Annotated in this window: 20 protein-coding genes and 2 pseudogenes; 13 read left to right on the top strand and 9 right to left on the bottom strand. The window is 68.6% G+C overall.

Going from position 1 to position 20,265, the window contains the following annotated elements; translation table 11 throughout:
- Nucleotides 1–76 precede the first annotated feature (76 nt).
- A complete protein-coding gene (locus ACQCSX_RS14695) occupies nucleotides 77–1,444 on the bottom strand; it encodes a flavin monoamine oxidase family protein (protein ID WP_427019061.1) in 1,368 nt (455 codons plus the stop codon).
- A 154-nt stretch (nucleotides 1,445–1,598) separates the two neighbouring features.
- Here ACQCSX_RS14695 and ACQCSX_RS14690 point away from each other — a divergent pair, with 154 nt between their 5' ends.
- The 4 genes from ACQCSX_RS14690 to ACQCSX_RS14675 all read left to right on the top strand — a co-directional run bounded on the left by ACQCSX_RS14690 (nucleotide 1,599) and on the right by ACQCSX_RS14675 (nucleotide 6,224).
- Nucleotides 1,599–2,279, top strand: a complete 681-nt coding sequence (locus ACQCSX_RS14690; protein WP_427016020.1) for a TetR/AcrR family transcriptional regulator — start codon at nucleotides 1,599–1,601, stop codon at nucleotides 2,277–2,279.
- 185 nt (nucleotides 2,280–2,464) lie between these two features.
- Nucleotides 2,465–2,914, top strand: coding sequence for a hypothetical protein (locus ACQCSX_RS14685; protein WP_427016019.1), 450 nt, complete (start codon nucleotides 2,465–2,467; stop codon nucleotides 2,912–2,914).
- Between the two features lie 209 nt (nucleotides 2,915–3,123).
- Nucleotides 3,124–4,515, top strand: coding sequence for an FAD-binding oxidoreductase (locus tag ACQCSX_RS14680; RefSeq protein WP_427016018.1), 1,392 nt, complete (start codon nucleotides 3,124–3,126; stop codon nucleotides 4,513–4,515).
- Nucleotides 4,516–4,565: 50 nt separating this feature from the next.
- Nucleotides 4,566–6,224: a stealth family protein gene (locus ACQCSX_RS14675; protein ID WP_427016017.1), complete on the top strand. Its 1,659-nt coding sequence runs from the start codon at nucleotides 4,566–4,568 to the stop codon at nucleotides 6,222–6,224.
- A 71-nt stretch (nucleotides 6,225–6,295) separates the two neighbouring features.
- Here ACQCSX_RS14675 and ACQCSX_RS14670 read toward each other — a convergent pair whose 3' ends face one another.
- Nucleotides 6,296–7,270 carry a phosphodiesterase gene (locus tag ACQCSX_RS14670; RefSeq protein WP_427016016.1) on the bottom strand — a complete coding sequence of 325 codons (975 nt, stop codon included), beginning with the start codon at nucleotides 7,268–7,270 and terminating at the stop codon, nucleotides 6,296–6,298.
- 164 nt (nucleotides 7,271–7,434) lie between these two features.
- Between ACQCSX_RS14670 and ACQCSX_RS14665 the strand changes: the two genes are divergently transcribed.
- Entirely contained in the window at nucleotides 7,435–8,277 is an 843-nt protein-coding gene (locus ACQCSX_RS14665) for an MSMEG_6728 family protein (RefSeq protein WP_427016015.1), read from the top strand.
- 155 nt (nucleotides 8,278–8,432) lie between these two features.
- On the top strand, nucleotides 8,433–8,975 hold the full coding sequence (locus tag ACQCSX_RS14660; RefSeq protein ID WP_427016014.1) for a DinB family protein: 543 nt from the start codon (nucleotides 8,433–8,435) through the stop codon (nucleotides 8,973–8,975).
- A 70-nt stretch (nucleotides 8,976–9,045) separates the two neighbouring features.
- Here the strand turns inward: ACQCSX_RS14660 and ACQCSX_RS14655 are convergent, their stop codons facing one another.
- Nucleotides 9,046–9,522: a MarR family winged helix-turn-helix transcriptional regulator gene (locus ACQCSX_RS14655; protein WP_427016013.1), complete on the bottom strand. Its 477-nt coding sequence runs from the start codon at nucleotides 9,520–9,522 to the stop codon at nucleotides 9,046–9,048.
- 118 nt (nucleotides 9,523–9,640) lie between these two features.
- On the opposite strand from ACQCSX_RS14655, the gene ACQCSX_RS14650 reads away from it, so the two are divergent.
- Together ACQCSX_RS14650 and ACQCSX_RS14645 are read left to right on the top strand one after the other, a co-directional pair.
- Nucleotides 9,641–11,092, top strand: coding sequence for an MFS transporter (locus ACQCSX_RS14650; protein WP_427016012.1), 1,452 nt, complete (start codon nucleotides 9,641–9,643; stop codon nucleotides 11,090–11,092).
- Between the two features lie 157 nt (nucleotides 11,093–11,249).
- Nucleotides 11,250–11,453, top strand: coding sequence for a hypothetical protein (locus tag ACQCSX_RS14645; protein WP_427019123.1), 204 nt, complete (start codon nucleotides 11,250–11,252; stop codon nucleotides 11,451–11,453).
- A 77-nt stretch (nucleotides 11,454–11,530) separates the two neighbouring features.
- Here the strand turns inward: ACQCSX_RS14645 and ACQCSX_RS14640 are convergent.
- Nucleotides 11,531–11,644: pseudogene (locus ACQCSX_RS14640) on the bottom strand (flagellar FlbD family protein); the annotation flags it as partial.
- Between the two features lie 291 nt (nucleotides 11,645–11,935).
- Between ACQCSX_RS14640 and ACQCSX_RS14635 the strand changes: the two are divergent.
- From ACQCSX_RS14635 to ACQCSX_RS14625, 3 genes are read left to right on the top strand one after another with little or no spacing between them, the layout of a single operon-like run.
- Nucleotides 11,936–13,342, top strand: coding sequence for a ferredoxin reductase family protein (locus ACQCSX_RS14635; protein ID WP_427016011.1), 1,407 nt, complete (start codon nucleotides 11,936–11,938; stop codon nucleotides 13,340–13,342).
- Nucleotides 13,339–13,860 carry an FMN-binding protein gene (locus ACQCSX_RS14630; protein WP_427016010.1) on the top strand — a complete coding sequence of 174 codons (522 nt, stop codon included), beginning with the start codon at nucleotides 13,339–13,341 and terminating at the stop codon, nucleotides 13,858–13,860. The genes ACQCSX_RS14635 and ACQCSX_RS14630 overlap by 4 nt, the downstream gene beginning before the upstream one ends.
- 5 nt (nucleotides 13,861–13,865) lie before the next feature.
- Nucleotides 13,866–14,615: an FAD:protein FMN transferase gene (locus tag ACQCSX_RS14625; RefSeq protein WP_427016009.1), complete on the top strand. Its 750-nt coding sequence runs from the start codon at nucleotides 13,866–13,868 to the stop codon at nucleotides 14,613–14,615.
- Between the two features lie 57 nt (nucleotides 14,616–14,672).
- On the opposite strand, the gene ACQCSX_RS14620 is transcribed toward ACQCSX_RS14625, so the two are convergent.
- From ACQCSX_RS14620 to ACQCSX_RS14605, 4 genes are read right to left on the bottom strand one after another with little or no spacing between them, the layout of a single operon-like run.
- Nucleotides 14,673–15,899: a sensor histidine kinase gene (locus ACQCSX_RS14620; protein ID WP_427016008.1), complete on the bottom strand. Its 1,227-nt coding sequence runs from the start codon at nucleotides 15,897–15,899 to the stop codon at nucleotides 14,673–14,675.
- Nucleotides 15,896–16,564, bottom strand: a complete 669-nt coding sequence (locus ACQCSX_RS14615; protein ID WP_427016007.1) for a response regulator transcription factor — start codon at nucleotides 16,562–16,564, stop codon at nucleotides 15,896–15,898. The genes ACQCSX_RS14620 and ACQCSX_RS14615 overlap by 4 nt, the downstream gene beginning before the upstream one ends.
- A 57-nt stretch (nucleotides 16,565–16,621) precedes the next feature.
- Nucleotides 16,622–17,350, bottom strand: coding sequence for a VIT1/CCC1 transporter family protein (locus ACQCSX_RS14610; protein WP_427016006.1), 729 nt, complete (start codon nucleotides 17,348–17,350; stop codon nucleotides 16,622–16,624).
- Nucleotides 17,351–17,402: 52 nt separating this feature from the next.
- Entirely contained in the window at nucleotides 17,403–17,909 is a 507-nt protein-coding gene (locus tag ACQCSX_RS14605; RefSeq protein ID WP_427016005.1) for a winged helix-turn-helix transcriptional regulator, read from the bottom strand.
- Between the two features lie 223 nt (nucleotides 17,910–18,132).
- Here ACQCSX_RS14605 and ACQCSX_RS14600 point away from each other — a divergent pair.
- Nucleotides 18,133–18,498, top strand: a pseudogene (locus ACQCSX_RS14600) (MFS transporter); the annotation flags it as partial.
- A 170-nt stretch (nucleotides 18,499–18,668) separates the two neighbouring features.
- A complete protein-coding gene (locus ACQCSX_RS14595) occupies nucleotides 18,669–19,358 on the top strand; it encodes a hypothetical protein (RefSeq protein WP_427019122.1) in 690 nt (229 codons plus the stop codon).
- Nucleotides 19,359–19,705: 347 nt separating this feature from the next.
- On the opposite strand, the gene ACQCSX_RS14590 is transcribed toward ACQCSX_RS14595, so the two are convergent.
- A complete protein-coding gene (locus ACQCSX_RS14590) occupies nucleotides 19,706–20,242 on the bottom strand; it encodes a mycothiol transferase (RefSeq protein ID WP_427016004.1) in 537 nt (178 codons plus the stop codon).
- Nucleotides 20,243–20,265: the final 23 nt, after the last annotated feature.

Below are 20,265 nucleotides of genomic sequence, written 5' to 3'. Positions count from 1 at the left end.
ACGGCTCGCAAGCTCGCCGCGGGTCCCTCGCGGCCGTGGGCCCCGCCGAGGAAATACCGGCTCCGCCGCCAGGACGCTACTTGAGGTCAGCGATCAGCTTCGCCGCGGTGAACTGGCCCATCCGGACGGCGCCGTCGACGTGCTGGTAGCCCTCGGCGGCCAGGTCGGAGGAGCTCCAGTGGATGGGGCCAACCGGGGTCAGCTGGTCCATGCCGTAGCGGTGCAGGCCGCCCAGATCGTAGCTGGACGCGTAGGCGCCACGGGTCCATTCCTCCGAGCCCCAGTCTGACTCGTAGTAGGCCACCGGCGCCAGAGCCTTCTCGCCCAGGAAGCCGGCCAGCGAGGCCGTGATTTCCTTTTTGCGGTCCTCATCGTTGAGCGTGAAGGCGTAGTCGGCCTTCTCGTCCGAGATGAAGCCCACCAGGGTGCCGCGCGGGTCCTCGTAGTTGGTGTTGTCGTAGACCTCCTGGACCAGCGACGATGCGCTGAAGCCGGTGCCGGAGAGCCCGTCCTCGCGCCAGAACGGCGTCTCGTAGACGGCGTGGACCTTGATGACCAGGCCCAGGGACTGGTGCTGGTGCATCTGGTGCTGGCGGCGCGGCAGCGGCGGCTCGAAGGAGACGCGGGAGTACAGGTTCGGCGGAACCGCCATGACCACGCGCTTGGCGGTGACGGTTGCGTTGTCGCTGACCACGGTGACGGTATAGTCGCCGTCGTGCTCGGCCCAGCGCACGGTGCGCACCGGGGAGTCGAGGATGACGTTCTCGCCCAGGCCCGCGGCCATGGCCAGGGACACGCCCTGCATGCCGCCGATGACGCGCTTGTCCAGGATGAAGTCCTCGTCCACCAGGTGGGAGAAGGAGCCGGCCGAGGCGGCCATCAGCACGGCCTGCAGGGTGGAGAACGCATGCGCCGGCTTGGTCAGCATGCCGCCGGCGATGAACAGGCCGATGTTGTTGCAGGCCTCCTCGTCCCCGGACTGGCTGCGCAGCCAGTGGTGGAAGGAAATGGTGTCCAGCTCCCGGGCCTGCGGGTGCTCCCACGGCCGGGCCGGATCCATGGCGGCCGCCAGGTCGTCCAGCGTGCCGATCAGCTTGTTCATTTCCTTTTCAGTGATCTCGCTGACCGGGAACATCTCGCCGGTGTAGCGGGTCCGGGTGCCATCCGGGGCGATGTAGACGCTCTCACCCTCGCGGTGGCGGGAGTAGGTGCCCAGGCCCAGCTCCTCGAGCAGGCCGATCAGCGCCGTCTGGTCCGGCGAGACCCACTGGCCGCCGATCTCCAGCCAGGCGCCGTCGACGGTATTGCTCCAGGTGCGGCCGCCCACGCGGTCGCGGGCCTCCAGCACGGCAACGCTCAGGCCGGCCTTGGTCAGTTCGCGGGCTGCAGTCAGACCCGAGGGGCCGGCTCCAATGATGACAACGTCGCGCACAATGTTTTCCACGTTGGGCATGTCTTCCTCTCCGGAGTTCCAGTCGGTGACTGGCTTCACTAAATGAATGTCGTTCATTTAGAATAGACTGTAACCCGGAACACAGGGTTTGGTAAATAGGGCGCCGTAAATTCTCGGCTCCCGCTGCTAGGGGGGTGTCTGCCAGATGGCAGCAGAAAGTGAAACAACGACGGCGGCACGGCCGCGGCGGGCCGGGCGGCCCCTGCGGGCCGTGCTGGGGCCGGCGCAGATCACCCGGGCCGCGCTGAAGCTGATTGCCCGCGACGGGTACCGTGGCCTGACCATGTCCGCCCTGGCCAAGGTGCTCGGCGTTGCGCCGTCCGCGCTGTACAACCACGTGGCCTCCAAGGACGAGGTCCTGCTGCTGGTGGAAGACCACCTGATGGAGCGCGTGGACGTCTCCGGCTTTACCGAGCTGCCGTGGGCCGAGGCCGTGGTGCGCTGGGCCCGCTCCTACCGGGACCTGTTCGCGCACCACATCCCGCTCATCCCGGTGATTGCGCTGCTGCCGGTGACCAACGCGCCGCAAACGGTGCGCATGTACGAGGCAGTGGTGGCCGGCTTTGCCGCCGCCGGCTGGCCGCGCGAGCACATCATGGATGCCATCGTGGCCCTGGAATCCTTCGTTTTCGGCTCCGCCTACGACGCCAATGCCCCGGCCAACATCTTTGACTCCGGCCACCTGGCCGCCAGTGCGCCGGAGTTTGCGCTGGCCGTGGCCCAGCGCTGCAACGACCAGGGCCTCGGCGACGCCGATGCCGCCTTTGGCCTGGGCCTCGACGCGATGGTCGCAGGCCTCGCCGCCCGCTGGCTGCCGGCATCCTAGGGATTCGCGCGGGCCGTCCTGCGCAACGGTTGGAGCCAGCGCTGCGCAGCAGCAGCTGCTCCTGCGCAGCGGCGGCCGCCACCTGTGCGCAGAACGGTCCGGGGAATCGCGCTCTGGCGCAACCCGGCGGCGCTGCCTAGGCTGGATGGGGATGGCCCACCGCCGCACAAGCCAAGGAGAACACCATGGGATTCAGCCTCAGCAACGCCGCACTGCGCCTCGTCTCCGGGGCCTTCATCCTCAATGCCGGCATCGGCAAGCTCGCCCTGGACCGGGAGCACGCCACCGGACTGCAGGCCGCCGCGGCCCATGTCGTACCGCAGCTGAAGGACATTGATCCGGAGAGGTTTGGCAAGCTGCTGGCCATGGGCGAGATCGGACTCGGAGCGTTCGTGCTGGCACCATTCATCCCCTCGCGGCTCGCCGGGCTGGCACTGAGCGCCTTCTCCGGCGGGCTGGTCGCCACCTACCTCAAGGGTCCGGGCATGACCCAGCCGGACGGCATCCGGCCCACACCGGCCGGCACTGCCATGGCCAAGGACATCTGGCTGGCGGGCATCGCCGTGGCCCTGGTCTTTGCCCCGCGCCGCCGGGCCGCTGCCATCGCTCGCGCCAAGGCCAAGCCGGCCGCGTAGGACCTGTCCCGGCGAGGCCGTCCCGGCGCGTCGGACCGACACACCGGGACGGCCGGCTGCGGCATCTGATGGACGCTGGCCAGCGGCGGCCAGCGGTGCCACCCTTGAACGAGGGCCGCTCTCGCTTGCTGTGGCGCCACTCCCACGGGCCGCCGCACACACCACCGCAGGTGCCGGGACCGGCGGCCGCCCGCACCGGGAGGACAATCATGGCCGCCTTTGAACCCGAACAACCTCAAGCCAACGCCGATTTCAACGCCCTGCGCCAGCATCTGGCCGGCGCCCTCTTCGAACCCGGCGAGCCCGGCTACGCGGCACTGTCCGCGCCGTGGAACGCCGCCATCGCCACCAGCCCCGCCGCCGTCGTCGCCGTTGCCAGCGCCAAGGATGTGGCGGAGGCCGTGAAGTTCGCCGCCGCGGCGGGGATGCCCGTGGCCGTCCAGGCCACCGGCCACGGCATCGCCTCCGACATGGACGGCGCGCTGCTCATCCAGACCGGCGCCCTGGACGAGTGCACCATCCATCCGGAGGGCTGGGCCACCACCGGCGGCGGCGTCCTGTGGTCCACCGTATTGGCGGCCGCGGCACCGAGTGGGCTGGCGGGGCTGTGCGGCTCCGCCCCGGGCGTGAGCGTGGCCGGCTACACCACCGGCGGCGGCATTGGCCCCCTGGTGCGCAGCCACGGCGCCGCCTCGGACCGCGTCCGGGCCTTCGAGGTGGTGACAGGCGACGGGCAGATCCGCCGCGCCACGGCCGAAACGGAGCCCGAGTTGTTTTGGGGGCTGCGCGGCGGCAAGGGCTCGCTGGGCATCGTCACCTCCGTCGAATTCGATCTTCTCCTCCAGCCCGAAATCTACGCCGGCGCGCTCTACTTTGGCGCGGACGACGACGCCGAGGTGGCCCGGGCGTGGAGCCAATGGTGCCCCACCCTGCCGGCCGCGGCCACCACGTCGCTGGCCCTGCTGCGGCTCCCGCCCCTGCCGGGCATCCCGGAACCGCTGGCCGGGAAGTTCACCGCCGCCGTCCGCTTTGTCTACACCGGCGGCACGGACGACGGCGCCCGCGCCCTGGCGCCGCTGCGCGCCGTGGCGACACCGCTGATCGATGCGGTGGCCACCATGCCCTTCGCCCAGATCGGCATGGTCCACTCGGATCCGGAGGAAAGCATGCCCGCCACGGAATACAGCACCCTGCTGGGCGGGTTTGCCGGCCCGGCCGTGGATGCATTGATGGAGGCGGCCGGGCCCGGCACGGCGTCGCGCCAGCTGATGGTGGAGCTGCGCCAGCTGGGCGGCGCCTTTGCGCGCGAACCCGAGGTGCCCAGCGTGCTCTCACACCGCGGCGTCGGCTATTCCCTCTACACCGTGGGCGTGGCCCCGCCGCCGGAGCTCGGCCCCCTGGCCGAGAATGCCCGCGGGGTGCACGGCGCCGTGGGCCAGTGGAGCACGGGCGCCTCGCTGCCCAACTTTGCCGCCGGCGCCGGCCAGGCCGGCTTTGCCGCCTGCTACAGCCCCGAGGCGCTGGAGCGGCTGACCGCCCTGGCGAACCGCTACGACCCGGACCATCTCTTCCGGCTGGGGCAGGTGCCCATGCGCGGCTAAGCGGTCCACCAAGCGGACATATTCCCCGGCGCGACCGCCCCACCGGACGCATGAAGGGGAACGGGGCTACGATTCAAGAAACCGCAATTGTGCCTAGCCCTTGGAGATTCCCCATTACAGAAGCGCCCGACCAGCAAGACGTGTACTTTGGCAGCCCCGCCGATGACGACGAACGCCACCTTGTCGAAGAAACGTCGCCGGCCGCCGTCGTGCGCCTGACAACCCGTGATGACGTCATCCGCTACCGCGGGCGCTATGCGCTGCTGAACACCAAAACCACCCCGTCCGAGGCGATGGTGGAGGATCTGCTCTTTCTCCGCGATGCCCTCGACGCCGCCGGCATCACCTACCTGCTGGTGCGCGGCAACGGCGAACGTCCCGTGCTGGCCGTGGATTGGAAGCACCGCAAGGCCCTGCGCGCGGCCCTGGCGTCAGCGTGCCGGAACGAGCCGTTCTACTCCATCACCGTCGATGCCAAGAAGAAGTCCTCGCTCCTGGTGGCGGACGGCAAACTGGCGCGGAACGGCAAGTCGCGCATCGTGCGCCTGTACCGCCCGCGGGTGGAGCCCGAGGGCGGGCTGAGCTATGGCGCCTCCCTGGGCGTCCAGCTGGAGCTGTGGAGCTTCGAAGGGCCGGATTTGGTCTTGCCGATGGAAAACTCACTGACCCGGCGGATCCTGCCGACCCAGGAAGCCGTCCGCGGCACGGTGGAGCGCTACGGCCGCAGCTGGCCCACCATTGAAAACATGTTCGCGGACCACGCCTCGGACATCCGCTTCGACATCGACGTGGTATTTTCCTGGGTGGACGGCAGTTCGCCCGAATACCAGGCCGCCCGCCGGGCCCGCGAGGCCGACGCCGTCCTGGGCGAGGGTGACGACCACGAGGCCCGCTTCCGCCAGATCGACGAACTCAAATATGCCCTGCGCTCCATCTACATGTATGCGCCCTGGGTGCGCCGGATCTTCATCGCCACCGACTCCCCCGCCCCGTCATGGCTGGCCGAGCACCCGGGCGTGACGATCGTGCGCAGCGAGGAGTTCTTTGCCGACCCTTCCGTGCTGCCTACCCACAATTCACAGGCCGTGGAATGCCAGCTGCACCACATTGACGGCCTGGCCGAGCACTTCCTGTATTCCAATGACGACATGTTTTTTGGCCGCTCCATCAGCCCCGAGGTGTTCTTCACCCCCGGCGGCATCACCCGCTTCATTCGGGCGCGGACCAGGATCGGTCTGGGCGAGAGCGACGCCGAGCGTAGCGGTTTTGAAAACGCGGCCCGGGTCAACCGGCGGCTGCTCTGGAACCGGTTCGGCCGGATCACCACCCGCCACCTGGAGCATTCGGCGGCCCCGCTGCGCCGCTCCGTGATGGCGGAGTTGGAGCATGAGTTCCCCGAGGAATTTGCGGCCACGGCGGCGAGCACCTTCAGGGCCGCGGACAACATCTCCGTGACCAACTCGCTCTACCACTACTACGCCCTGCTCACCGGGCGGGCAGTCACCGAGACGGATGCCAAGGTCCGCTACATCGACACCACCATGCGCTCGGGGCTGACCTACCTGCCGCGGCTGCTGGCCAAGCGCAACGCGGATTTCTTCTGCCTCAATGACGGCAGTTTCCCGGAGGTGGCTGCCGACGAGCGCGCCCGCCTGGTCACCGACTTCCTGCAGAAGTACTTCCCCATCAAGGCGCCCTGGGAAAAGTAGCGCACGGCCCGCACGCAGAGGAGCCCGCCGCCGTCCGGCCGACGGCGGGCTCCGGCCGGTTCCGGGTCCGGCTAGCCCCTCGACCGCGTGGAATCGTGGGCGGCTGTGGGGCGCCGCCGCGGCGGATGCTGCACGGAGCGCTCCGGAATCGTGATGCCGGCGGCCGCCAAGCGGCGCTGGGTTTCGGCGGCGTCGACGTATTCGCCCACCGTTCCTGCATTGCCCAGCGGCACCACTGAGCTGACCACCGTGTGCTCGTAGAGGTGGACAAGGTTGTAGGACTGGCCGGCGTCCTGGCCGCGGGTTCCCCCGGTGGGGACGTTGAGGTCCTGCGAGTAGCAGGTGGCGGACGCCACCGAGACGGGAATGCCCGCAAACATCGCAGTGGTCGAGTAGTGCAGATGGCCCGCCAGGATGATCCTCACATCGGAGCCGCGCAGCACCTGGGCCAGGGCGGCCTGGCCGCGCAGTTCCACCAGCACCGCCAGGTCCAGCACGCTGGGCACGGGCGGATGGTGCAGCGCCAGGACCGTCCCGTCGGGGGCCGGCGTCGACAGCTCTTCGGCCAGCCAGTGGAGCTGCTCGGGGCTGAGTTCTCCGTGGTGGAATCCCGGAACGGTGCTGTCTAGGGTGATGATGCGCAGACCGTCCACGTAGTGGCAATGGTCCACGGGGGCCATCGGATCGGCTGCCGGGCCCTGTCCGGCCGGGGCCGGCTCATCAAGCAGGGCGGCCCGGAAATGCACCCTGTTGTCGTGGTTGCCCATCGCCCAAATGACCTTCGCACCCATGCGCGCACAGGCCGGTTCCACAATGCTCCGCAGGGTGTCATAGGCGGCCGGTTCACCCTTGTCGGCCAGGTCCCCGGTGATGACCACAGCCTCTGGCCGCGACCCCGAGGCGGCGAGCTCGGTGAACAGTTGCCGCAGCCGGGCCGCGCTGTCCACCACCCCGTACAGCGGTGCTGCGGTGCCCAACAGGTGGGTGTCGCTGAGGTGGAGAAGAAAATGGCGTGGCCGGGGGTGTTCGGCCTCGATGCGCTTCATTGCTGCCTCTGATCGATTTGGGGCGGAACCCCTGATGTAGCTTTGGCTTCCCCCTATCCAACCAGAAGACGGGCCAACAGGACCCCAACAATGGGTGGCAAACCGGAAAACATTCCCTTCCCGGCAAGACGATGGCACGCGGTGCTGGATGGGAGAATGGCCGGATGCAGACATTTCTGCCGTATCCGGACTTTGCCGCCAGCGCCGCGGTGCTGGACAGGTCCCGGCTGGGCAAGCAACGGGTGGAAACACTGCAGCTGCTGCGCGCCCTCACCATCCCGGACTACGGCTGGCAACGTCATCCGGCCACCCGGATGTGGATGGGCCATGTCCCCGGGTTGGCGGGCTACGGGCTGGCCATTGCCGATGAATGGATGGCTCGGGGCAATGCGGACAGCACCCGCGCCAACATCCTTGAGTTCGCCCCGGAGCTGGCGGCCGGTACCCGGGCGGCTGCCCTGGCGCTGCCGCCCTGGCTCGGCGATGAGGCATTCCATCGCAGCCACCGCTCCAACCTGGTCCGCAAGGACCCCGGCCACTACGGTCCGCTGTTCCCCAACTGCATGGCGGACCTGGAGTACGTCTGGCCGGAACCGGAGCGCACGCTCCTGCCCGCGGAGCCGGAGACGGGCCGCATCTGGATTCTGCGCATGCCCGCGGAGCTGGCCGAGTCCGGTGGCCTGGTTGCCCCGGGGAACCCCGGCACAGCGTTGCCCAGCGGGGCCCCGTTCACGCTGTCGTTGCGCCGCGCCGCGCCGCATGGGCGAAAGTCGCCCAAGCGTGCCCGCCAGGTGGATGCCTTTGTAGGCACGCTGGAGGTGGGCGACGCCGTCGCACTTCCACTGGACAGCGGCGGCTTTGCCCTCGCCACGGTGGCCGGTCCACTGGCCGAGAACGACGGCGTGCTCCGGCGTCCGGCGGTGTTCGAACGGATGGTGCCCCGCGCCTTCTTTGCCGATCCCGCGCGCCTGCAGGATCCGCGGGCCTTTTTCGCCGTGCCGGGCTAGCCGGCAGGGGTGCAGTGCGCGGCTCCGGCCGGGATTTTCGTTGCGGCGTGGGCGGCACCGGGCTAGGTTGGGTTCTGGACCGGGCCGCCGTCGGGGATCCCCCCCACGCCAACACCGGTCCGGTGCCCCGCAGACACGGAACGAAGGAGTCCCCCATGGCGGATCCAACCCCGCAGCCCACCGGAGAACTGGCCGACATCGCCGCACTGCTCGCGGACCAGCGCAGCATGTTCCTGATCCCGCTGCGCGGCCTGACGGAGGAGCAGTCCCGCACGCACAGCACCGCGAGCGCGCTGACCCTGGGCAGCCTGGTGAAGCACCTGACCGTCACGGAGGCCGGCTGGATCAAGACCGCCATGGAACCGGACGAGGGCGCGGTGTTCGACATGGCGGAGGGCATCGACTCGCACACGGTGCACCCTGGCGAGTCCTTTGAGCAGTTGCTGGCCAACTACCGCGCCACCGCGGCCAGGACCGCCGTATCATTGGCCACGATGGACGATCTTGACCGGCTGGTGCCGCTGCCCACAGCCCCCTGGCAGCCGGAGAAGGAGTACTGGACCGTCCGCCGGGTGCTGCTGCACCTGCTGCGCGAGACGGCCCAGCACAGCGGCCACGCGGACATCATCCGCGAGCAGCTCGACGGCGCCAACACCACCATGCAGATGGGCGCCGACGCCGGGATGGACTTCAGCTGACCCAACTGGGTGGAGCAACTGGGGCGCAGCAACTGCACGAAAAGAGCGGATTCCGTGCAGTTGGCGCGCCCTAGTTGGACCGGGTGGTGTCCGTAGCGCGCGGCCAGGGAGCCCCCTCGAGCCGCTCCACGTCCTGGTTGAACTCCAGCAGCAGGTCCAGGAACTGCCCGCGCTTGGCGGCCGGCCAATTCTCCACCACCAGGCCCAGCCCGGCTACGAATGTCGTGCGTGTGGCCGCCAGCTCGGCCAGGCCCTCCGCCGTCGGGCTGATGCGCCGCGCCACCTCGCCGGGGGCCACGGCGGCGTAGGCCACCAATCCGCGGTTCAGCAGCACACCCACCTGGCGGTGGATGGTGGAAGCATCCAGGCGCAGTGCCGTCGACAATTCCTTGAGCGTCATCGGGTCCACCAGCTCCAGGCGGCTCATCAGCACATAGGCCGACCGCTCCAGGACGGTTCCCGCATAGTGCTGCGGGCGCAGGTGGTAGCGGGAAAAGAGCATGAGCTCATGCTCGATCCCCGCCAGATGGACGGCGTTGTCCGTCATCGTGGTGGCCTTTCGTCGTCATTGGTCATCCAAGCCTACCAAGTCGTATGCATGATGCACATTGTATGTATGATGCATAAGAGCCATTCGGCACGCCCCCTTCCCATGCAGGAGCACCATGTCCCATCCCCGAGCCGCGATCCGGCCAAGATCCACCTCCCCCCGCAGCGTCGTCATTATCCTGGCGTTCATCGGCATTGTCGTCTCCCTCATGCAGACGCTCGTCATTCCGGTCCTCCCCCAGCTCCCGGTGCTGCTGCACTCCTCGGCCACCGACGTGTCGTGGATCATCACCGCCACGCTGCTGGCAGGCGCCGTCGTCACCCCCATCAGCGGCCGACTCGGCGACATGTTCGGCAAGCGGCGGATGCTGGTCATCTCGCTGGCGTTGCTGGCGATCGGCTCCGTCCTGTGTGCGCTGACCAGCTCCCTGCCCATCATGCTGGCGGGCCGCATCCTGCAGGGCATGGCCGCGGGCGCCATTCCGCTGGGCATCAGCATCCTGCGCGACGAGTTGCCGCGCGAAAAGGTGGGCTCCGCCGTCGCCACCATGAGCGCCACCATGGGCGTGGGCGGTGCCATCGGCCTGCCGGTCGCGGCCTTGATCGCCCAAAACGCCGACTGGCATGTGCTCTTCTGGGCCTCCGCGGCCCTGGGCGCCGTGGCGCTGGTGCTGGTTGCCGTGGTGCTGCCGGAGTCGCCGGTCCGGACACCCGCCAGGTTCGACGGCGTGGGTGCTGCGGGCTTGATGGTGGGTCTCGTGGCGCTGCTGCTGCCCATCACCAAGGGTGCGGACTGGGGCTGGAACAGCCCGTTGACGCTGGGGTTCTTCGCCACCGCCGCCGTCGTCCTGGTCCTCTGGGGCGTCTTTGAGCTGCGGGTGGCCTCGCCGCTGGTGGATCTGCGCGTCTCGGCCCGCCCGCGGGTGCTGTTCACCAACCTGGCCTCGATCGCCGTCGGCTTCGCCATGTACGCGATGAATCTGGCGTTTCCGCAGCTGCTGATGTCCCCGTCAGCCACCGGCTACGGGCTGGGCCAGACCATGGTCCAGGCTGGCCTGGCGCTGGCCCCGGGGGGCCTCGTGATGATGTTGGTCTCCCCCGTCTCCGCCCGCCTCACCACCCGGCGCGGGCCCAAGGTGACGCTGATCCTAGGCGCCGCCGTGATCGGTGCGGGGTACGTCCTGGCGCTCTTCCTGACCTCCGCCGTGTGGCAGGTGATTGTGGCGTCCATGGTGATTGGTGCCGGAATCGGGCTGGCCTACGCCGCTATGCCGGCGCTCATCATGGGTGCCGTGCCGCTGACCGAAACCGCAGCAGCGAACGGCCTGAACTCGCTGATGCGCGCCTTCGGAACCTCTGCCTCGGCCGCCGTCATGGGCGTGGTGCTGGCCAACATGACGATGTCGCTGGGGCCGGTGAAGGTGCCCACGATGGCCGGCTTCCACACGACATTTGCCATTGGCGCTGCCGCCGCCCTGGTGGCGATCGCCCTGGCCGCATTCATCCCCGGCAAGGACCGCGCCACAGCTGCGGCCGCCGTGGACTCCGCCAGGCTGGTCGACGCCTAGCCCGGCCCATTCCGAGGGCCCCGTGGGAGCAACTGGGGCGCAGCAACTGCACGAAAAGAGCGGTTTTTGTGCAGTTGGTGCGCCCCAGTTGGGCTTGGACAGGCCGAGGGCGCCGAGGATGGTCAGGACGATGTCGTCCCGGGTGATGCCGACGAGGATGAACGGATTCGACGGCGTGGGGTTGCCGACGCTGAAGGCCACGAACACCGACTTGCTGGCGACGGCGGCCAGTGCCCGCGCCTGCCGCAGCCCGGCCAGCACCACCAGATCACCGGGTCCGGCAGCCAGCCGCGGCGCATGGGCGGGCATGGCCGCCGCGGAAGTGGCCCCGAAGCCGCCGTCGTCGGGATGGCCCGCATAGCTGCGGGCCAGAACGATGACCCGGGCACGGTAGCCGGCGATCAGGTCGATCACGTCCATCATGGGCTCGGTGACGATGTAGTTGGCACCGTCGGCCATCACCACAGTTGTATCCGGGGACTCGAAGATCCGCTCGATGAGGTCCGGATTGAGCGCAAACGCCCGGCCGTCCAGACGGGTTAGAACAATCATCGGCGCATCCTTCGCAGCGCGCATCCGGCCGCCATCCATGGCAGCACTCACCCCTAGTTATCGGACGCCGGGCCGGATTGGTTAGGTGCACCGGCCGCAGCGCACCGGGAATCGGAGGCTCACTCCATCTGCATGCCCCGTTCCGCCTCGATGTCATTTCCCATCTAAGAATCCTCCAAGAAAACGGGTGGAACATTGACTACAGGAGCCGATTCGAAATGGAAGGGAGGGCCAGACAATGCGCAAGAATAACTCTGGTGCGGAGCCGGCCCGGCCGGGACAGCCATGACCATGTCAAACGCACAGCCCCGGGCCAACGCTGCGGCACCACTCGGACCGGAACGCAGCCGCCGCCTGCAGCGCAGGTTGCGGTCCGCGGATTTCGCAACCGTCCTCTGCTGGCTTTCCGTCTCGCTGTCCCTTGCGTTGTACCTTGCCTATGGCGGCCTGTCGCAGATCCCCGATGCCGGTTCCGCGCTGAATGCGGCCGGTGTCATGGCGGGGCTCGCCGGCACCGATTTGATCCTTGTCATGCTGATCCTGGCTGCACGGATCCCGGCCCTGGACAGGGCCATCGGCCAGGACGCCGCCATTGCGCTGCACCGCCGTCTGGGCAAGCCCACCCTGTACCTGATCCTCCTGCACGCCGGGCTGCTGACGGCAGGCTACGCGATCGGCGAAGGCTCCAATGTTGTCTCCGAAACGCTCATCCTGTTCCAGACGCCGGACATGGCCATTGCCTATCTGGGTCTGGGACTGCTCATCGCGGTGGTCGTTTCCTCGCTGCTTGCCGTCCGGCGCAGGTTCCCCTACGAGGCATGGCATGGAATCCATCTGGTCAGCTACGTGGCCGTTTTGGTGGCGCTGCCCCACCAGCTCAGCGTCGGCGGCGTTCTGGCCCAGGGGACCTGGCAGCGCCTGTATTGGCTCGCGCTCTATGGGCTGGCGTTCGGATCGATCTTCTGGTTCCGGTTCGCCACGCCCGCCTGGCGGTCCTGGCGCCACGGGATCAGGGTGGAAAGGGTGGAGCAGATCGCACCGGGCGTGGTCTCCATCCACCTCGCGGGCACGGATTTGGACCGGCTCGGGACGGCTGGCGGACAGTATGCCATCTGGCGTTTCTGGACCGGACGGACCTGGTGGCATGCCCATCCCATTTCCTTCTCGGCCGTCCCCACCAGAACGGCGGCGCGCATCACCGTCCGCGACCTGGGCCGCGGAAGCCGCAGCATTTCCCGCGTCCGCACCGGCACCAGGGTGTCGGTGGAGGGCCCCTACGGCCTGTTCACCACCGCGGCAAGGACCGCCCCCTATCTGGCCGTCGTGGCCGCGGGCATCGGCGTGACACCAATCAGGGCCTTGCTGGAGGACTCCCGGCTCGGTCCCGGCGAGGCCACAGTCCTGCTCCGCGGCACGGATAAATCGCAGAACTATTTGTGGGGCGAGGTGGCCGCCCTGACCCAGTCGGTGCGCTGTGCGGCCTACTCCATGGTTGGTCCGCGCCCGGCGGGGGCGGCCACCTGGCTCTCTGCCGAGGCCATGGCCCACGGCGTGACCCTGTCTTCGGCCTTTCCCCGGTTGGCCGACTCCGACCTCTACGTTTGCGGGCCCCAGTCCTGGGCCGATCTGGTGGTCCGGGATGCCAGGGAAGCCGGCCTGCCCGCACACCGGATCCATTACGAAAGGTTTGACTGGTGAGGGCCCGGGCAGTCGTCGCAGGCATCCTGTCTTCCGCCGCCGTGCTGGTGGTGGCCTGGCAGGCGGGGTCGAACAACCAGACCGGCACCGCCGTCGTCGCCGCACCGGTCACCCCACCGTCATCCGGCGCGGCAGCCTCCTCCGCGGCGACCGGGACGGGCAACAGCGCCGGCACCGGGGCCTCAAGTGCCGCACCGTCCGCCGCGGCCCCGTCCCCCGCAGCCCCGGCGCCCGCTGCGGGGCCGTCGGGAACCTACACTGGCACCAGCGTGTCCACCCGCTTCGGAAACGTCCAGGTCCAGGTCACCATGTCCGCCGGCACCATCACAGATGTCACGGCGCTCCAACTGACGGATGTTGACGGCAGATCCCGGCAAATCAGCAACCGGGCCGCCCCCATCCTCCGTTCGGAGGTTCTCGCGGCACAGTCGGCGTCGGTCGATGGAGTCTCCGGCGCCACGTACACCTCCGATGGCTATCTGCAGTCCCTGCAGTCGGCCCTTGACCAGGCGAAATAGCGGCCATGGCCGCCGAGGTGTTTGAAACCATGGGGACGGTGGCCAGCATCACCTTCCCCGGCACCCCGCCCGTCCCCCGGATACTGCGGGACATCCGCAACTCCTTCGCCCGCTTCGAGGACAGATTCAGCCTCTACCGCCCCGGCTCGGAAATCAGCCGGCTGGCCCGCGGGGAACTCCGCGGGCCGGAGTCCAGCGCCGCGTTCCGCGACGCCTACGCCCAGGCCCTGCAGTGGCGGTCCCTGACGCACGGCGCGTTCACCCCGCACCGCCCCGACGGCGTCATCGACCTCTCCGGAATCGTCAAGGCGCAGGCCATGGAAGCGGCCGGGGCTCTCCTGCTCGGCTCCGGCGCGACGGACTGGATGCTCAACGTCGGCGGCGACATCCTGGTCCACGGCTCCCGGGACGACGGCGGCTGGCAGGCCGGGATCGTCGACCCCCTGGACCATTCCGTCCTCCTGGCCGGCATTGCGCTGCAGGATCCGTGGCGCGCCATCGCTACGTCGGGCACGGCCGAGCGCGGCGAACACATCTGGCGGCTCCCGCAGGCCACGCCGTTTGCTCAGGTCAGCGTGCTCGCGGCGGACATCATCGACGCCGATGTCCTGGCCACGGCCATCCTCGCCGGGGGCGTCGAAACCCTCAACCACGCCACAGACACGTGGGACATTGACGTGGTGTGCGTCGACCGCACCGGAGGCTTGATGGTGACCAAGCGCCTGCGCGGGCGGCTGCCGGGCGCCACAGGGTAGGACCACTCCCCCCTCGTGGGAACTGCCCCGCCAATCGGCACACGGCCTTGGGTGCGGCTAGGCCTTCCTGGCCAGCGGCAGGCGCACCGTGACCGAGGCCCCGCCGCCGGAGGGACCGGGGCCCGTCTGGACGCTTCCGCCGTGGTTGGCGACGACGTCGGCCACCAGGGCCAGGCCCAACCCGTAGTGCCGCGGGCCGGATTGTTCCCCGGCCACGGGGCGGGAACTGGCAAAGCGTTCGAAGGCCCGCTGCCCCACCTCGGGCGGAAATCCGGTTCCGTCGTCGCTGACGCGGATCACGGCGTCGTGCCCCTTGGCAAACACCTCCACCTCCACCCGCGAGGATGCGTGGTCCAGCGCATTGGTGATCAAGGCGGTAAAAACCCGCTGCAGGGGCACCCGCGCGCCCACGACGGACACCGGCGCCACGGGGCCCTCGCGCCGCAGGGCCAGGCCCTTTTGCTGAGCGGGCAGGTCCAGAGCGGCCAGGGCCTCATCGGCGGCCGCCCCGAGGTCCACGTCCACCGGATCGGTGCTTTCGCGCGGATCGACGGAGATCAACAGGTCCTCCAGGATTTCCGTGAGCACCTTCGAGTCCTCCACGATTTCGCCCACACCCCGGGAGAGGGTGCCCACCAGGGTGCTGGCGTCCGTCTGGGCCAGCCGGCGCTTGAGCAGCTGGGCCCTGGTGCTGAGCAGCGTCAGCGGCGTCCTCAACTCATGGCTGGCATCGGCAACGAACCGGCGCTGGAGGGCCAGCGCCTCCGACAATGGACGCGTGGCCCGGCGGGCCAGGACATAGGCAACAAACCCTGTTGCGATAGCGGCAGCCACCATGGCCACCAGCAACGCCCAGGCCAGCCTCGCGAGCTCCTCATCGCCTTGGTGCCTGTCGATGGCGGCCTGCACCACCCGGCCTTCGTGCGGTGCGGTCAGGATCGCATAACTGTGCCCGGCAATGGTGGATTGGCTTTCGATGGTGGCCCCGGTGCGGGCGGCCTGGGCGATCGCCGCAAGGTCGGGCAGACCGGCCGGCATGTTCCGGGACACCATCAGCTGGCCGCCGGCGGAGACTGCGACAAAAACCCCCAGCGGCGCGTCCCGCGGGGAATCGATCTGCGTCGCGTTCATGAGGGTCCGCTGGGCCGATTCGGACGCACTGGAGGCCACGAGGGTGTAGACCAGCACACCCAACAGCGCCAGCAGCGCCACGATGAAGGCGGTCAGCTGCAGGGTCAGCCGGGCCACCACCCGTTTCTGCTCTGTGCCGGTGCGGCCTTTCACTGGGGCTCGCCCAAGCGGTAGCCGATCCCCCGCACCGTTTGGACGACGTCGCGCCCCAGCTTCTTGCGCAGATAGTGCACATAGGTGTCGACCACGCCCTCGTCGTCCGCCTCTTGGAAAACACTGGCGAGCAGATCGCCGCGCTGGAATGTTTGCCGGGGCCGCCGGGCAAGGTGCTCCAAAAGGCCCGCTTCCCGCTCCGAGAGCACAATCCGCCGTCCGTCACTGACATCCACCGTCCGGCCGTCGACGTCGAAGGACCCTCCGCGGATGTGCAGCGTCCGCAGTGCCGTGCCGGTCCGGCGCAGCAGCACCCGGAGGCGAGCCAGCAGCTCGTCGATGTCGAAGGGCTTGCTCAGATAGTCCTCGGCGCCGCCGTCGAGCCCCTCCACCCGGTCGGAGGGGTTTCCCAGGGCCGAGAGGATCAGCGCCGGCGTGGCGACGCCGCTGCGGCGGAGCCTGGCGAGCACATCCAGGCCTTCGAGCCCGGGCAGGCCGCGGTCCAGAAGCATCAGGTCAAACTGCCCCGTCAGGCCCTCGTGCAATGCACGCTGCCCGTCGTAGGCCGCCACGACGGCGTAGCCCTCGCCTCCGAGGAGATCCATGAGCATGCCCGCCAGCCGGCGGTCGTCTTCAACGACAAGGATCCTGGGGTGCTCAGCCATGTGGAAAGTATATGGACACGCTCTGGGCGTTTGCCCGGGCTGCGGACCCATCGCCCCTCAGACCATGCCGGACGCGCCCAGCAGCCGGCCGATGGCGAACGTGACGGCCAGGGCTATGGCACCGCCGACCACGACACGGACGGCGGCCCTCTTTCTCGACCCACCTCCGATGTGGGCGCCCAGGCTGCCAGTGATGGCCAACGCAACAAGGACCACGGCAAAAGTGGTCCCGACCCGCCAGGGTGCAGGGGGAAGCAGAATGGCCAGCAGGGGCAATACCGCCCCGGCGATGAAGCTCAGGGCAGATGCGAGGGCTGCGTGCCAGGCACTGACCACGTCGTCTTCATCAATGTTCAGCTCCACGGCCAAGTGGGCGGCCAGCGCATTGTGCTCCGTCAGCTCTTCAGCTACGAGTCTGGCAGTCCCGGCCGTCAGGCCCTTCTCTTCGTAAAGGGCCGTCAGCTCGGCAAGTTCCTCCGCGGGCTGTTCGTCCAGTTCCCGGCGTTCTTTGGCGATAAGGTCCCGCTGGCCATCGCTTTGGCTGCTGACGGAAACGTACTCCCCCAACGCCATCGACACGGCGCCGCCCACCAGGCCGGCCACCCCTGCGGTCAGGATGGCCCCGTTCTCCGCCATCGCACCCGCAACGCCAACAACAATTGCCGCGACCGAAACGATCCCGTCATTGGCACCCAGGATCCCTGCCCGCAGCCAGTTCAACCGTGCAGCCAAGCCACCCAGGTGCGGCTCATCCCCATGCAACTTTGCTGATTCAGGTCCCGGCATACGCTCAGCAAACCACGCATCAGCCCCCGCGGCGAGGGCACACCGCCTCTGGTCAACCCAGCTGGATATCGGCCGGCTCCGAGAGGGGCTGCGGCGTGCGGTCCAGGGCAAGGGGCCGGATCCACGAGACGGTGCCGGTGGTCAGCGCGGCACCGCAGTGCTCGCAGCTGTCGGCCCGGGAGGCTTCACGGTGGCAGGCCTGGCAGACAATCGCCAGCCTTTGCTGGTCCGAGGTAGTCGGCGTGTGCTTTTCGGCCCAGAGCGCGTAGGCATGCAGGATGGGCAGGGCGTCGACGGCGGCTTGGGTGGGCAGATATTCGTGGCGGGGCCGCTTGCCTTCGCTGTAGGGCACTTTTACCGCCAAGCCGGCCTCGACCATGTAGGCCAAGCGGTTGGAGAGGATGTTGTCGGCCACCTCAAGGTTCTCGCGGATCTCATCGAACCTGCGGACACCGGCGACCAGTTCGCGCAAGACCAGCAAAACCCACGGATCGCCGACCATGTCTATCCCCCGCGCGATCGGGCAGGGCCGGTTGGACCAGTCGGAGCGCAGAGCCATGGGGAAATCCTTCGTCGGAGGGTCTTACTTGTTTAAAGCAAGTTTACTCCCTCCCCTCGAAACGTGACTAACTTTCTTCAAGCAAGCAAAAGCGGGAGTGGGACGGCGGCCCTGCTGGCGATCGGCGCCGCGAGCGTACTCGCGTCGTTGGACTTGTTCGTCGTGAACCTCGCCTTCTCCTCCATAGCGGCCAGTTTCCCGGACGCCCCGGCACCGGTCGGTCATGTCCTGGGTCCTGAACGCCTACGGAGTCGTGTTCGCCGCATTGCTGGTGCCGGCGGGCCGGCTGGCCGACCGGTTTGGACGCAAGCGTCTCTTCCGGATCGGGCTGCTGGTTTTTGCTGCGGGTTCCCTGGCCGCAGCCGCTGCCCCGGAGATTGCCACGCTGATCGCCGCCCGGGGCCTTCAGGGCGTGGGGGCCGCGCTGCTGGTCCCCACGAGCCTTGCGTTGTTGCTCGCCGCCCATCCACAGGAGAAGCACAAGCGGATGGTCTCCATCTGGGCCGCGACCGGCTCGGTCGCCGCGGCCGCCGGACCGGTGCTCGGCGGCGTCCTGACCACAATCGATTGGCGGTGGATCTTTATCATCAATGTCCCCATCGCCGCCTGCGCCATGCTGCTGGCGGCCTCGCTGCAGGAATCAAAGCGGCTGCGGACAAGAATCCCGGATTTGGCCGGATCCGCGCTGCTCGCCTCAGCTGTGGCAGCCGTGGCCACAGCGCTGTCCTGCACCACTGATTGGGGGCTGGCGACGGAAAAGTGTGGGCCCTGGCGGCCCTTGCCGCCGCCGCCCTTGCGTGGTTCATCGTGCGGTGCAGAAGCCACGAGGCCCCGGCCGTGGACCTTCGCCTCTTCTCGGTCAACTCCTTCACCGTGGCGGCCGTGGGGATGGGCGTCTTCTACGTCGGCTTCGCCATCATGCTCCTGGGCGGCAGCCTGTTCCTGACCCACGTATGGGGGTGGAACCCGCTGCTCGCCGGTGCCGGTTTTGCCATCGGCCCGGCAACCGCAGTGGCCAGCGCGCTGGCTGCCGGCCGGTCCACCCTCGATTCGCGCTGGCTGGCAGGCCTGGGCAGCCTGGCCTTTGCAGCCACAGGCCTCCTGTGGTCCGCATCCCTGGCGTCCGGAGCCTTCTCGATCCCCGCGTTCTTCGCCGGCCTGGTGGCCACCGGGGCCCGGGCCGGGATCGCCCAGACCGGGTTTCTGGCAGGCGGATCTAGCCAGCTCCCCGCCGATGCGTACGCGACGGGCACCGGCATTTTGAACATGTCCCGGCAAATCGGCGGCGCCATCGGCATCGCGCTGCTCGTCGCCACGACCGGAACCAGCGCGGACGCCGCCAGCTACCAACCGGCCTGGATCCTCATGGGAACGGCCGGACTCCTCGGAGCCGTGGCAGCCGTTGTGCTGCCACGGCGGTCGACGTCCGCGAAACAGACCGCCGCCTAACCCCGGCGCACCACGGGCAGAGCCACCACCTGCCGAAGCCGCTGGGCACGCCCGGAGTTCGTGGCAAGCGGCGGTTGTCGCGGCCTTAGATGGTTGCTTTCCGGGGCTTCATGGGCCACGGGCGGTGAATGACCTGAGCGGGCAGCAGCCGGAATTCTGGACCAGCTCGAGGCGGCCGGCCGAGATCCGAAGGACCCGCACTCGGCCCATCCGGCCAACTGTGGATTTGGTTTTAGAAAGTCACCCACCGCCACGCACAGTGCTGTTGCAACGGTGTCCAGATGGCTGTCCAATGGAGCCGTCCAGGTTCGAAAGTGGTGCCAACACCTCGGATCCGGGCCCGGCAATTAGGAATCAACCATCCCGTTGGGCCGGGGCGCGTCCATCGGCAGCCCGCGGACGTAGGCCGCCTGGCCGGCGTGCTGCATGCAGTCGTTGACCACGCTGACCACCCGCACGCCCAAGGTGACCGCGGGGGTCCAGCGCCGGTCCACAATCCTATCGAAATCGGCGCCATCCAGCCCATTGAGCAGCTCCAGGCTTTGGCGCTGCACGGCACGGTGGTAGTCCAGCAGAAGGGTACCCGACTCCACCCGCACGGAATCCACCTGTGCAGAGCTGTGTGCATAGCCGGTGTCGGCGGGCTCCAGCGGGAATCCGGACCGCACGGCGAAACCGTCCGCCGTCCAGCGCTGCTCGACGCCGGCCAGCTCGGCCATGTGGTCGTCCTGGATGCGGGTCAGATGCCAGAGGAGCCAGGCAATCGAATTGCCCGTCCCGCCCGGGCGCCAGTTCAGCCGTTCGGCGTCGATGCCCTTGAGCACGCGGGCCACCGTTTCGTCGATCCGCCCAAACGCGTCCACCAGCAGTTCCGAAGACTTCATGACCGCCATGCTGCCACGCCCGT

The organism is Pseudarthrobacter sp. P1, assembly GCF_050156935.1.
Lineage (GTDB): Bacteria > Actinomycetota > Actinomycetes > Actinomycetales > Micrococcaceae > Specibacter.
This window is presented reverse-complemented; position numbering and strand designations above follow the sequence as displayed.

Excerpts from the sequence above, each read along its gene's own strand:
- ACQCSX_RS14690 (WP_427016020.1), top strand. The coding sequence starts at position 1,599 with ATGGCAGCAGAAAGTGAAACAACGACGGCGGCACGGCCGCGGCGGGCC.
- ACQCSX_RS14685 (WP_427016019.1), top strand. The coding sequence starts at position 2,465 with ATGGGATTCAGCCTCAGCAACGCCGCACTGCGCCTCGTCTCCGGGGCC.
- ACQCSX_RS14680 (WP_427016018.1), top strand. The coding sequence starts at position 3,124 with ATGGCCGCCTTTGAACCCGAACAACCTCAAGCCAACGCCGATTTCAAC.
- ACQCSX_RS14675 (WP_427016017.1), top strand. The coding sequence starts at position 4,566 with ATGAAGGGGAACGGGGCTACGATTCAAGAAACCGCAATTGTGCCTAGC.
- ACQCSX_RS14670 (WP_427016016.1), bottom strand. The coding sequence starts at position 7,270 with ATGAAGCGCATCGAGGCCGAACACCCCCGGCCACGCCATTTTCTTCTC.
- ACQCSX_RS14665 (WP_427016015.1), top strand. The coding sequence starts at position 7,435 with ATGCAGACATTTCTGCCGTATCCGGACTTTGCCGCCAGCGCCGCGGTG.
- ACQCSX_RS14660 (WP_427016014.1), top strand. The coding sequence starts at position 8,433 with ATGGCGGATCCAACCCCGCAGCCCACCGGAGAACTGGCCGACATCGCC.
- ACQCSX_RS14655 (WP_427016013.1), bottom strand. The coding sequence starts at position 9,522 with ATGACGGACAACGCCGTCCATCTGGCGGGGATCGAGCATGAGCTCATG.
- ACQCSX_RS14650 (WP_427016012.1), top strand. The coding sequence starts at position 9,641 with ATGTCCCATCCCCGAGCCGCGATCCGGCCAAGATCCACCTCCCCCCGC.
- ACQCSX_RS14645 (WP_427019123.1), top strand. The coding sequence starts at position 11,250 with ATGAACGGATTCGACGGCGTGGGGTTGCCGACGCTGAAGGCCACGAAC.
- ACQCSX_RS14635 (WP_427016011.1), top strand. The coding sequence starts at position 11,936 with ATGTCAAACGCACAGCCCCGGGCCAACGCTGCGGCACCACTCGGACCG.
- ACQCSX_RS14625 (WP_427016009.1), top strand. The coding sequence starts at position 13,866 with ATGGCCGCCGAGGTGTTTGAAACCATGGGGACGGTGGCCAGCATCACC.
- ACQCSX_RS14615 (WP_427016007.1), bottom strand. The coding sequence starts at position 16,564 with ATGGCTGAGCACCCCAGGATCCTTGTCGTTGAAGACGACCGCCGGCTG.
- ACQCSX_RS14610 (WP_427016006.1), bottom strand. The coding sequence starts at position 17,350 with ATGCCGGGACCTGAATCAGCAAAGTTGCATGGGGATGAGCCGCACCTG.
- ACQCSX_RS14605 (WP_427016005.1), bottom strand. The coding sequence starts at position 17,909 with ATGGCTCTGCGCTCCGACTGGTCCAACCGGCCCTGCCCGATCGCGCGG.
- ACQCSX_RS14590 (WP_427016004.1), bottom strand. The coding sequence starts at position 20,242 with ATGAAGTCTTCGGAACTGCTGGTGGACGCGTTTGGGCGGATCGACGAA.